Origin of the sequence: Thermogemmatispora carboxidivorans, from assembly GCF_000702505.1 — a bacterium.
In the GTDB taxonomy this organism is placed as follows: domain Bacteria; phylum Chloroflexota; class Ktedonobacteria; order Ktedonobacterales; family Ktedonobacteraceae; genus Thermogemmatispora; species Thermogemmatispora carboxidivorans.
The window spans coordinates 3,047,910-3,060,844 of record NZ_JNIM01000001.1 but is presented as its reverse complement, the minus strand read 5'-3'; the positions used below and the strand labels follow the sequence as shown (position 1 = coordinate 3,060,844).

The window sequence follows — 12,935 nt, the reverse complement described above, 5'->3', positions numbered from 1 at the left end:
GCCTGATCAGGAAACAAGAGAGGTGGTCACCTTCCGGTGTCATCACAGCCCTCTTCGATCCTTTCATATGTGAAGAGTATACAACGAACACACGACGATTGTTGCTCTTCTCCGATGCCTGCCCTGTACTGAGACATAGCAGGAGACGTGGACGAAGCTCACAGGCAATGGGGGATCAATCTTCCCACAATCAGATGCTCTTTGAAGCCACGTAGCGTATCGCTCTGCCCTCGAAGCGCTGCGGCAGTCAGGATACGGGGGGTCTCTTGAAAGGAGGCTGCCGCGAGCCAGGAGCGAGTGACCAGCGCAGCTTTCGTGATCCCAAGCAGCACCGGCTGAGCGATGGCTGGAGCACCCCCTTGGGCAAGAATCGCCGCATTGGTGGAAAAGACTGCGAAACGGTCCAGGATGGTGCCTGGGAGCAGCGTGGTGTCTCCTGGATCACCGATCTGCAAACAGCGAAGCATCTGGCGTACCAGGCATTCAAGGTGCTTCTCGTTGAGAGCAACTCCCGCCTGTCGTCGGTAGATCCGATGCACCTCATGCACCAGATAGCGACCGACTGCTTCCCGGCCACACACGCGCAGCAGCTCATGCGGACAAATGGGACCAGTCGTGAGTGGCGTGCCAGCGGTCACCTGTTCGCCCTCCTTCACCAAGACCCCCCTGCTCGTGGGACAGTCATAGCTGCGCTCTGCCAGGAGTGCAGACCGCTGCTCCCTCACCCGGATACGGACGCCTCCGTCCTGGCCGTGCTCCAGGTGTACCGTCCCGCTGATTTCCGCAAGCAAGGCGGGCAGGCGTGGCTTTCGCGCTTCAAACAGTGCTTCGACATGTGGCAGGCCGGCAAGAATGTCTCCCTGGACCTGAGCAATGCCGCCGCTATGGAACGTGCGCATGGTGAGCTGGGTTCCGGGCTCGCCAACAGACTGTGCCGCGATGATGCCGACGGCTGTGCCCTGTCGTACCAGCTCGCCGGAGGCCAGATCGAGACCATAACAGCGCTGACAGAGACCGTAAGGGGCTTCACACCTGAGCGGTGAACGCACTCGTACGGCACGCACACCGCGTGCGCACAGCTCCGCGACGAGCCGCTCGGTGAGGAGCGTGCCCCGAGCCAATCCCGCCTGCTCGTCTGAGAGCACGCGCCCAACGAGGCGACGTGTCATCTCTGGAGCGTCTGGCTCCTGCTCCTCATCGCTGGCGATGGAAATAGCCTTCTGTGTCCCACAGTCCTCCATCGTGATCCAGACGTCCATGCCAGCCTCAACGAGCCTGCGCATCAGGTACCCAGCACGCGCCGTATTGAGGGAGCGATCCATAAAGCCTTTTCTTGCCCCCGACGCTGCGATGAAGACTTCCCAGGGCTGCAGTCCTTCCAGGTAGTTCCCTTTGATGGGGATGGGGATGATTTCCCCTGCGGGGTTAGCCAGGAGACCCCGGATACCCCCGAGCTGGCGAATTTGTTGTAACTTCGCCTTGGTCGCACCAGACGTCAGAATGGTTGCCAGGTTTCCTCGCGGGTCAAGATGGCTTTCAAGGCTGTGGCTGATCGCCTCCGTGGCTTGTGACCAGAGCGAAATCAGCGCTCGATCCCGCTCTTGTTCTGTAATCATGCCAAGCGCTACCTGCTCCTCTAGAGCCGCTGCGTCTACCTCGGCCTGTTGCAGCTTCGTGTCTTTCTCCGGGGGCACGGTAATATCGCTGAAGGCAAAGCTGATGCCACTCCTGGTGGCGTAGGCGAAACCGAGCTGTTTCAGCGCATCGGCGAGGTGCACGGTTGCCTCTGAGCCACAGCACTGAAGGCACTCAGCGAGCAGTTGTTTGAGCAGCTCTTTAGTCATGGGATAATTGCGAAAGCGCAAGGAAGAGGGGAGGGTCTCGTTGAAGATGAGACGTCCGACCGTGGTCTCCACGCGCCGCCGGTGAGGCAGAGCGCTCCTCTGCCCGGGCTCCGTATAGAGACAGGCATCAGAGAGCCGCACCACAATAGGGGTGTGGAGCGTGATCACCTGGTGGGCCAGAGCCAGCTGAGCCTCATTGGCGTCGGCGAAGCAGTGTCTGGGAGAAGAGGCGGCCCGCTCCTGGGGCTGGTCCTGCGTCAGGTAGAACAACCCCAGAACGATGTCCTGGGAGAGGGCGATAGAGAGCTCGCCGGTGGCAGGTCCGCGCAGGTTGCGTGTCGAGAGGAGAAGCTGGCGGGCCTCTGCCTGGGCCCGCTCTGACAGCGGGAGGTGGACCGCCATCTGGTCTCCATCGAAGTCAGCATTGAAGGCAGCGCACACCAGCGGGTGCAGCCGGATAGTCTTGCCCTCCATTGGCAGGACCTCGAACGCCTGAATGTTGAGACGGTGCAGTGTCGGAGCGCGATTCAGCAGGACGACCTTCCCTTGCAGGACCTCTTCGAGCACGTCCCAAACCACCGGGTCTAACCTGAGGGAGGGCTTCAGCAGCCGCCTGGCCGCGGGCACAGTCGCAGCAAGGTTGCGCTCCAGCAGCTTTCGAATCAAGAATGGCTGAAAGAGCTCCACGCACATGCTTTTGGGCAACCCACATTGATGCAACTTGAGCTGGGGATCACCCGCCACGATAACGGAGCGGCCAGAGTAGTCGACGCGCTTGCCAAGCAGGTTCTGACGAAAGCGTCCCTGTTTGCCCTGAAGACGATGGGCCAGACTCTGCAGTGGCTTTCCTGTCGGTCCGAGTGCGGGATGCGCCATCTGTTCGTTGCTAAAGAGCGCTGTGCATGCCTCCTGCAGGAGGCGTCGCTCGTGGTTCAGGATGAGATCGGGAGCACCAACAGTCAGTAACCGCTTAAGACGGTTATTGCGATAAATGATGCGTGCATAGAGGAGGTTGATATCCGAGGTAGCATATTTGCTGCCATCGAGTGAGACGAGCGGGCGCAGGTCAGGAGGAAGGACTGGCAGGACAGAGAGGATCATCCAGGCCGGATTGATTCCAGCAGCCCGCACGGCCTCGACCAGATGCAGGCGTTTGAGCGTATGCTGCCTGGTCTGGACAGAGCTGGCACTTAAGGAGTGTCTCAAAGAGCGAGCCAGTGCTTCCAGATCCAGCGAGGCGAGTAGGGCATGGACAGCTCCTGCTCCGCACTCAACCCGGAGCAGAGAGGGAAAGCGCTGTGTCAGCGTCCTCACCTGTGTGTCATCGAGCATTGTTCCCACGGTAAGCGAGCGAAGCCAGATCACATCCCCAGGCTCTGAGAACGCCTGTGCCGGCTGGGCGAGGAGGCGTCTATACTGCTCTTCGTCAATCTGGGTCACGAGTGCCGCAGCATAGGTGAGCACCGCTGCCAGGTGTCTGGGCGAGAGGTTGAGCAACGCGGCGATGGCCTCGACAAACCAGGGGTGAGCGACCGGGGTGCACAGCTCGATATGTCCCATGCGTTCCCGGCGCACGCGGCGTTCGGTGAGCTCCACACCACAGATTGCGCACTGAAAGCCAGGTGTCCGTTTATGGGTGTATGTGTATTTGCCACAGGAACAGGTCCAGTCCTGGCACGGTCCGAAGATGCGCTCGCAAAAGAGTCCTCCTGGAACAGGTTTCTGGGTCAGTGAGTGAATGGTCTCGGGACGAGTGACTTCCCCAAAGCTCCACGAACGAATGTGCTGGGGAGAGGCCACGGACAGGCGCAGAACGCTCATGCGTTCATAGACAGACATGGGCATGACTCCTTTCTCTACGCGAGGGACAGCACGACAGCACCTGCAAGCAGGATCAACCAGGATGCCTGGTGCCGCCCTTCGATTTCTCATAGTCATCAGCCACGGATGCTGCGCGTTGGCTGACATGTGCCAGCCTGATCGAGTCTACCCAAGGACCACGGGGAACCGGCGGGAACAGCGCAGGAATCTGACGGGAGGAGGGTGGGAAGGGAAGGGCCAAACGCTGGCACGATGGCGGGAGCGGCAGGGAGAAGATCCTCCCTGTGAAGGCGTCGTGCAGGAAGCCACTGAGGAGCAAGGGGCTGGAGACATGGAGGACGGCAGTCGACTCCCTCCAACTGCTCTGGCTGGGCCAGAGGGCCATCAGGCTTCTGAGGAGGGAGCTGGCCCGAGGCCGGAGTGGAACAGGAAAAGGAAGAAGAAATCAGCACACTGAGGACAGGCTCGTCAGGGCAAGGAGTTGTGGGAGGAGGCTGTGAAGCCCTGTGCGCCTCACCTCGTCTGCGAGCAACAGCACGACTGGGAGCATACGCGCCTGGATCTCTCGAAGCACGCGCTCTATGGTGACGCACGTCTGCTCGCTCTGAGCAACCACGACAATTGGGGGCAGAATCGTTCGTGTCTCATCCTGGTAGTCGGCGTATGCGGCGAACTTCTGTGTATATTCCCGTGCAGAGGTGGTGCCGCGATCATATTCGAGCAGGAGGCGGTAGAGGGCTGAAGACTCCCTGACAGTGTAGAGCAGTTCCGCATCTGGGCGAATGAGCAGGCTGTGGGAACCAGGGCAATTCCACGGCCAGCGGATAGCCTCGCGGGCACTGCGCCAGGCCAGGATCTCATAGGTTCCTGTTTGTCTTCCGGCGGCAGTGATCTGGCGAACACACCAGTAAACGCCCTGGGTATGCGCCATCTGTCTGTTGAGATCGCCTACGCCACGCTGGACCCAGCCGCTGCTCTGCTCAAGAGAAGAGAGCAGCGGTGCCGGCCTTGTCGACAAGCCAGGCGAAAGGTACTGGGTTGACGGCACACCATGACGGACGGCCAGGTAACGCAGCCCGGTCTCGGTGAGCACGTAGCGTTCACGCTCTTGCCAGGAGCGACTTCCCGTCCATGTGGAAAGACTAACGAGCTCTTGCGCCAGCAGCGCTTTGAGGTGGCGTTGTATCAGGCGTGGGTCAGGATACCCCGGCGAGAGCTGCATTTGTATATCTGGCAGAGACATCCAGGGGTGACGTGCTAGAATAGATAAAATTTGCTTCTGCTGTGCGGAGAGCTGGAGGGTCAGGAGGGCAGCCATGCGGGTGCGCTCTACTGGAGCGCCGGCAAACTCGCGGGCAATTTCCCGGCTGATGGCAGGGAGGTCCTGACGTTGCTGTGGGCACAGCCGTTCGGCCTCTGCTTGTAGGGATTCATAGACATAGCGAGGGAGCCTGTGAGCGTGCTCAGAAACGGCGCCACCCTCCTCGGCAAGACACTCTGGGTGACGGGGCAACGGGCGAGTAAGACCCTCGATCAGGGTCAGCGGACCTGCGGCACCCTGCTGGCAGAGCGCCAGGAGCGAAACACGACTCCGAGGGGCCGTGCTCCTGATCTCGCTGGATGAGCCTGTCTCAATGGGAAGCCACAAAGGGGTAAACGCTCCCTGCGAAGAAAGATCGTGGTAATCGGCAAGGGCACAGGGAGGCAGGCTGCTCTTCAGCGCCCTGAGCTCCCAGGCCTGCTCAAGCTGCTCAAGCCAGAGCGGGATGCGGACGCGCTCCGTGAGAATCAGCTGGGGAGGGAGACTCTCCCCCACCAGCCGGGCCGCGGCCTGCAGCTCTGCCAGGCGCCGGAGCCAGGCGAGCGCTTCCTTCTGACTCAACTGCCGCTCTGGCTGGTCAACCCACAGAGAGAAGGCATGGTGGGTCCCGTCAGGAGCAGCCAGGAGGAAGGCCGCATCAGAGGCCCAGCGGTGCCGCCGACTGGATGCTGGGTAGCTCTGTTCGCAGGGGTGCTGGTAGCCAGTCAGCTGGTAGCCTGGAGGACACTCGGCCAGCAGACGGCTGACCAGTTCAGACAGGATCAGGTGAACCGGGAGTCTGGCCAAACGCGCCAGCAGGTCCTGGCGCGTTACCGGATAACTGCGGGCCAGTTGGGAAGCTGTGACCTGAGAAGCCTCCGGATAGAGAGCTGCCAGGGTGTACAGCCCCAGATCAGTGAGATAATAGCGGTAGTGGCGCGGTGACCACTCTGGCTCGTCACAGACCACATGGGCTACCAGCTGGAGCCGCTCTAACTGGAGCAGGTGGCCTCGCGTGGTCTGCCCATCGCGCCTGACCAGCCGCGCCAGTTCGAGAGCAGAAAGCAGCGGGAGCCAGGTAAGCCAGTAGAGAATCTGGCGTGGCGTCCGGGCATGCAGCGCTGGGGCATGGCACGCAGCGGAGATCACCTGCTTCTTGAGGGAAGAAGGGAGGCCAGGGAGCGTGGTATGCAGGCCCTCTGCTGCTGCCGTTCCTCGTCGCCTGGTCATCAGGCCCTCTCCCCGCGCTCTTTCCCTTCCTCCTCGAAGGAGCCATGTGTGCTCTCCCATGAGATCGAGGGGCGTCGCTCCTGCGGACCATTCCGGTCCGTGTCCATCCGGTCGCGGTCATCAGGGACCTCGTCTGGCAGAATGGGGGGGGGCAGTCCCACGGGCGTTTTCTGGATGGCAGAGAGGCGCTTTTTGCGACGGCTTCGCGGATGGCTTCTTCGCTTACGCTCGCCCTGCTCTCCCGGGTCGGAAGCCTCTCCCCTTGCGGGGGAGGGACTCGTCGACAGCGATCCCGTGGGGGCATCGACCTGTGTCCTGGTCTGTATGGGAACAGAAGAACCCCTCCCCTGAGCAGGCGCAGCTGGGCACGCCACGGACGAGATGCGGGGAGGGGCTGACCCGCCAGCAAGAGTGGACTGAGGGGAGCGTGCTGCCAGAGAAGCAGGAGGCAGGCCCTGCTGTCCGGCAAGGGACGTTGTCTGAGCCTGGAGCTGCTGAGCGGCGAGCTGATCTGCTGCTGCCCGACGCTGGCGGTACGCCTGCGTTTTGCGCACTTCCTGATCAATCTTGAGGGCGAACGATTGGACATCCAGGAAGCGACGTATATGGTCAGCATGGGCACGGTCTATCTCCCCGGCGGACTGGTAGCGGCGCTGGTTGACGTGTCGGATGGCGCGTGCTCGTCCCAGCTGTGAAGGGGTCCTGTTCCAGGAGGGAGGCCGGATGAGCTCGATTGAAACAATCTGCAGCGGGTGGCCTGGCAACGCGAGACGCGCGTAGCAGTGCAGCCTGGGCTGGGAAATGATGTGCCTGGGCGTCACCTTATTGTGTAATTCCTCTTCCAGAATCCTGGCATCTGAGGCACTGACGTTAAAGGCCCACAGGTTTTCACAGTTGGCCAGCACCGTATCAAGCAGGCCCTTTTTCACGATGTCCAGCTCCTTGAGGAACTGGGTCGCCAGCAAGGCGGCACAGCCATACTTCGCATCCTCCGCCAGAATCTTCGCAATGTCTGCCCCGCTAAATGCCTGGAACTCATCAATCGCCAGGAAGATGGGCCTTCTCTGTTGTGGCTCGGTCGCTTCCTGGAGACGGAAACTGCGTCTGAGGAGATTGATCAGCGTGCTCCCCAAGATGTTGAGGCTGGTATCATCCATATCGCGCGCTGAAAGCGCGCACAGCACAATCTTGCCGGCTGTGACCGCTTCGTGGATGGGGGCGCGCGTGACCGGCTGGCCCACGATCCTGCGCAGGTGTTGATTGTCGTTGAAGCTTCCCAGTTTCGTCAAGATGGGCATGATGATTTCCTGGCGGAAGGTCGAGGCTTTTGGCAGCAAAAAGTACGTGTTCTGCCACCACGCGAGCAGCTCCTGATGCCAGGGGTCGGCTGGATCGAGCTGGTGCAGCACGGCCAGGGCATAGTCCTGATACTGCAACAGCGGGTTGATGTCGAGGAGCGTAAACTGCTCTTCTGCTCTGCCGGCGTTGACCAGGTGCTCATTGAGCGTGTACAGCAGCAAACACACATTCTTGAGAAAATGCTCCATCCGTGGTCCCCAGGTGTCAGACCAGATCTGCTTGAAGCTGGAGACCAGGTTGGCAATGGCCTGGTCGCGTGTGAAGCCCATACTGGCGTCAAGGGGATTGAGGGCCACAGGAAACTGCAGGTCGGTCATATCCAGCAGCAGAACGTCTCTGGCTCGCTGCTCGGGAATCAGCAGCAGCAGCTCCTCGATCAGATCACGGTGGGGGTCGATCACAAACACGCCAGGCTGCGTGCTCCCATCCTGCACGGGCTGCATGACAGCCTGGATAAGAAGAGCCATCAGCGTGGATTTCCCATATCGGGATCTTGCCACCAGGAATTTGTGGGCGAACAACGTGCTGTAGGGCACGTAGACTGGGACGCAATAGCCCCGCTGGCGGGAGTGCCCAATCAGAGCTGGTGGGAGAGGGGCGGGCTGGTGTTCGATCTGGTAGGCAATCTCGGGAGAAGCCAGGAGGCGTTTGACTGTGAGGCGTCTGACCAGCGGCAGATCTGTTACTTCCTGTGGGAGGTGGAAGGCCCCCGACAGCTCTAAGCCATTCCATACATCTTTGGTTGGTGCCCCATGCAGCAGGCGGAGAAGGGGGTGGTGATAAGGAAACGCGGAACCAGGGTCAAGAAGCGACTTGGCTCGCCTCTGTGTCGCTGTGAGGTGCCGGACATGCTTGAGATAGAGGCTGTTGGCGGAGGCCAGGGTAAATTGCCGATATGCCACCTCCAGGCGAGCCAGATGTGTGCGGAGCTGCTGCTCGGAGGAGAGTGTGACCTGTCCAATGACGATGACGCGCAATTGACAGTAGAACGCTGCCCGCACCAGCTTCTCTGCGACCAGCTTCATATCATAGATCTCGCCGCGTTTCCGCCTGAGCCGCCACCAGGCAAGGCCGACCGCGGCGAGAAACGCCAGAACTGCCAGGGTGACCAGAAGAGGCCAGAACCCCGCCTGGTACCACCGTAAACCAACGATGATCGCGAGTGCCCCGAAGAGGCCGAGCAATACTTTCAGCCCTTCCCTGCTCTCCGCCACGTCAGGGCTTGTTCCGTAGCGCAGGGCCGTCTGTTGGTTGCGTTCTTCCTGAAGCGGGTGCTCGACGCTCTTGCGCACATAGCGGGAGATCCACCCCTCTGGAGCTCGCATTAAGGCCAGTTGAGAGACAATCCGCTCCCCGGAAGCAAGAGGCTCCATTGCTGCCAGAATGCCGGCGAGCGGGTCATTGCCTGGCTCAGCGAGCGCCTTCCCGCCAAAATGCTTCAGCGGCATCCAGGCGGGCTGAGCCAGAGCGAACTCACCGACCACTGCATGTTCTCCCGGACGGAGCAGCAGCGGGTCGGCCCCGGACACCACCCGCTGCTGCTCCGCCTGTGGGTATTGGGCATGGAATTGCTGAGCAAGGAGCGTCAGTTGCTCATGCGACGAGGCGCGAAGCAGAAACACCTGCTCGCGACGAGTTCCTGCCAGCTCCAGGGCAAACGCCTCGTCTGACGAGCACGCCTGAAACCAGTTCTCCATCGCGGCGGCCTGACGTTCGCCTTCCGCATGCGGCACAATCATGAGCAGATGAGGGGAGCCACGTAAATGACCCTGCCTGGCTAATAGCGCTTCAGGCGGGCTGCTGCCTTGCTGCGGCAGCCCCGATGATGTTCGCATGATCCTGCCTCTTTCCCTATACACTGATGTTCAATGAAGCCGAGAAAGACCCGGCTCGCAGCGTGACCCCGAACAAGTGTGGGAGGCCATCGGCCTGCAGCCGGGCATGATCTCCGTGGGTCCCACCGGGAGGGGCGAAAGGAGCAGCCATCCCGGTAGAGACCTCGGATGAGGTCGGGCGAAATGAGAGAGGTCATCATCTGTGTTCTCCCCGGCCACGCTCCAGTACCGCGTTCCGTGCCTCCCTGACCCGGCAGAACGTGCACCGGAGCGTGTGGGTGTTACCGCAACACAGCTCTTCCCACACTTCCCACCCAGCAGCCGATCTTGCCCGCGAGGAGCAGCGCCTGCGAGGGAAAGGAGATCCCGGGGTTTGCACGCCACAGCGTCCATCCAATCGCGCCGGCGAGTAGCGTGATGAGCACCAGCCTGATCAGATGCTGTACAAACGGCTTCTTGAGCCGCTGTAGCACGTAAGCAATCAGGCGAAGACAGGGGATCGGCTGAGCGTCTCCGGCCTTTGCCTTAAGAGGGTTTCGCATGCACCTCGTCCTTTCGTGGGGAGCGATTCGTGCCAGCAGACGCTTGCTCTTCCCTCCTGGCAGGCACACGAATCTTCTTGCGCTCCTGGGGATCGGTGGTGAAGAGCGTGCGGTGCAGAGGAATGGCTGCAATCTGGATGGCCGCGTATTCGTTGCCGCAGCGCATGACTGCCTGGCCCGGAACAGCTTCGGTCAAGGTGCGCTCCAGCTCTGGCGAAAGATGGAGCTTTTCCGCACCGTTGCGCTGCATGCCGAGGAAGAACGCTGTACCGGCGTTGGCCAGGATGACTTGCCCCTCCTCTAGAAAGTCCCGTGGATGCTGCGAGAGCGTGAATTGAGCGATCCCGAGCTTTCTGAACCCCCGGGACCCGCTTTCGAGGTATCTGCGCCCTGCTGGATGGCGCAGCATGTAGGATGCCTCCTCAACGATGTAAGCCAGGTAGCGCTCATCTCCTCGCAGCGCCCGGTGACGATACAGGAAGTTCTGGACTACGAAGGTCATCAGCGGATACCACTTCTCGTCGAGGTCATGGATGGAGAAGATCGTGAGCGGTGTGTGCAGCCGAATACTCGTTTCGCTGCGAAAAAGATAAGATGCCTTTTCCAGACGCTCGATGAGCGATTGGCGCATCGTCTTGGACGACGCCGGCATCTGTTTCATAGTCTGCAGAAAATCGGCGAGTGTCGGAGCTGGGAGCAGTAACGTCGTTGGATCGCGTCGGATCGCCTCGCTGGTCAGGCCTTTGGCGGCATACGTTGCGCGCGCCACGGCCATCAGATACGCCTCTTCGAGTTTCGAAAGCGTGGTCTCGGTATCGCAAATCAGGAGAGCCAGTCCTACCAACAGGTGATTATCCAGAAACTCGGCCAGTCGATCCAACGGATCGGCTGGATCGACATCGCTGGGGGCAAAGGGCAGATCAAAAAAGTTGATCGGGCAGCCGCGCGCCAGATTATAGCGCTGGCACTCCTCTCCCAGGAATTCGTGCAGCGGCAAGTAATCATCGTCGCGGTCCAGGACCACCACGTCAGCGATGCCCATGCCCATCAAGCCGGTCACCAAGGTCTTGCCCAGCCAGCTTTTGCCCATGCCCGTCTCGCCGACCACGACGACATGGGGATTGGGAATCTTACGCTCCTCCGACCAGGGATTGAAGTACACCGGGCGGCGGCTGAACCCAGAGCCGATGAACCCCAGAAAGACGCCCGTCGGCGTGCCCACCACGCCTGAACTGGCGTGCAGGAACGTGGAGAGAGCGTCGCTGGGCAAGTTCACCGTCTGGGAGAGGTCTAAAGGCGGGCAGACCGGCAGACTCAGCTGAAGGCCGACATCGTGGCGTCGGCGACACGCGCGCACGCGCAGCTGCTTTTGGCGCAGGTGCGAGAGCAGGTAATGGGAACGTTGTTCCAGGCGCTCTCGGCTTCCTGCATGGATGCCAATGATGAGGTTCGTGGCGAAGACCTTCATGCGCCGTGCAGCCAGCTCACGCAAGACGCGGCGCACCTGCTCCGCCTCGACGCTCTGATTGGCCTTCGTGATCTTGAGCATCTTTTGGTCCGAGAGCCGCTGGCTCTCTAGCTTGACCAGGTGCAGCTCCAGGCGTGCGATCATGAAGGCGGTATCGAGAGGCTCAAAGGAACTGGAGATTACCATCGGCAGCCCCAGCTCGGAGAGATCTGCCAGCCAGCCGCAGTGCAACTGATGGCAGTACCCGGTCACGCTCAAGTAGCGCTGGTAGCGCGTCTTGCCCCGGACGGTGACCTCCAGCATGTCTGGGTGAATCTTGATGCGGGATGGCGCTACCAGATCAGCCAGGTGGCGGGCTGCGGCCTCGAAGCAGTCTGCTTCGCCTCTGCTTTCGTAGACCACTGTGCCATGAAGCCCACGAAGGGACTTCCAGCGGTGTCCAGGCCCGAACTGGCCTGATCCCTTTGCCCCTCCGGGCCTGGCCAGAGAGCAAGCCGCTTGAGCAGCCTCATCCAGGTCCTCCGCGCGGAAGGTGGGAACCTCGGCCCCAGGCGCCAGGCAGGATGCAAACAGGCGAAGGAGGTCCGGGTCATCGAGCAGCCACGCCCGAACTTCGAGCTGCTGACACAGCTTTTTCACGACCGACGTGCGGATGCGCAACTGATCGAGCACCTCTTCGCGAGTGATGACCCCCTCTGCCTTGGGCACGAGCAGGCGGAGCAGTGTACTGATCAGGCCCCGCCTGGCTCCATCGGTGCGACGCCGAAGCACCTCCTCACGAGCCGAGACGGAGATGACCACGAAATGGCGCGTGATGGTGCAGCTCTGCAGGTGCCGCTGCTGGAACGCGACGCTGGCTTGCTGGAGCCTCGCCAGACGCGGTGTGCTCCTCTGAAGAGCAAGCACAGCCTCCCGCTGCGCACTCAGCGCCGGGTAGGCTGCCGGCTGTACCTGCTCGATCAACGAGATGAACTGGAGCCGGAACTCGCAGCCCGTCAGGAAGCGCTCGAAGTGCCCGTAGATCCGAACCTGTTCTGCATCCGGCAGATAGCGGATGTTGCGACCTTCCACCTCCAGGACTACCCAGTAACGCCCTCGGTTCCTGCTTGTGCCACCTGGCTCGCTGTATCCCATCATTCCCCCAGACAGGTGATCCAGGTGAATCCAGGTCGTCTGAACGGTAGGGACCTTGCTCGATCTGTTCAAGGCACGTGCCTCGGTAGACTGCCAGCTCGTCTCCTTGGGGAGAAACAGGAACCGGGCATACAGGTAGAGCCATTGTAACAATGGCTGGCCGTCAACCTGCCCATGCACCAGAATGAGTACTGGCACTGCGAGCAGTACGCACACCACGATGCGCGTGACCACTGAGAGTTCTGCAGTGAGTGTGAACAGGCCCACCCCTGCACCAATGTCAGTGAGCAGCTGCTGCAAAGACATCCCGAAAATCTTCTCTTCAAACTGGAAGAGGTGGGTCGGGACAGCTTTGACCAGCGGATTCCCTTCGTGTTCTTGCATACGATGTGCCGCGGGTGC

General features: G+C 61.0%; 4 protein-coding genes. All 4 read right to left on the bottom strand.

Translation table 11 applies throughout. From position 1 onward, the window contains the following. Nucleotides 1–158: 158 nt before the first annotated feature. Entirely contained in the window at nucleotides 159–3,683 is a 3,525-nt protein-coding gene (gene rpoC / locus N688_RS12010) for a DNA-directed RNA polymerase subunit beta' (RefSeq protein WP_052889508.1), read from the bottom strand. Nucleotides 3,684–4,110: 427 nt separating this feature from the next. After that, nucleotides 4,111–6,195, bottom strand: coding sequence for a replication-relaxation family protein (locus N688_RS12005; protein WP_052889507.1), 2,085 nt, complete (start codon nucleotides 6,193–6,195; stop codon nucleotides 4,111–4,113). After that, the gene (locus tag N688_RS12000; protein WP_052889506.1) at nucleotides 6,195–9,389 is read right to left on the bottom strand and encodes a type IV secretory system conjugative DNA transfer family protein; all 3,195 of its coding nucleotides are present in this window, start codon (nucleotides 9,387–9,389) and stop codon (nucleotides 6,195–6,197) included. The genes N688_RS12005 and N688_RS12000 overlap by 1 nt, the downstream gene beginning before the upstream one ends. A 525-nt stretch (nucleotides 9,390–9,914) precedes the next feature. After that, nucleotides 9,915–12,917, bottom strand: coding sequence for a helicase HerA domain-containing protein (locus N688_RS11990; protein WP_052889504.1), 3,003 nt, complete (start codon nucleotides 12,915–12,917; stop codon nucleotides 9,915–9,917). Nucleotides 12,918–12,935 lie beyond the last annotated feature (18 nt).

What these genes read in the sequence shown, in the direction of transcription:
- rpoC (WP_052889508.1), bottom strand. Translation starts at nt 3,683, where the DNA reads ATGTCTGTCTATGAACGCATGAGCGTTCTGCGCCTGTCCGTGGCCTCT.
- N688_RS12005 (WP_052889507.1), bottom strand. Translation starts at nt 6,195, where the DNA reads ATGACCAGGCGACGAGGAACGGCAGCAGCAGAGGGCCTGCATACCACG.
- N688_RS12000 (WP_052889506.1), bottom strand. Translation starts at nt 9,389, where the DNA reads ATGCGAACATCATCGGGGCTGCCGCAGCAAGGCAGCAGCCCGCCTGAA.
- N688_RS11990 (WP_052889504.1), bottom strand. Translation starts at nt 12,917, where the DNA reads ATGCAAGAACACGAAGGGAATCCGCTGGTCAAAGCTGTCCCGACCCAC.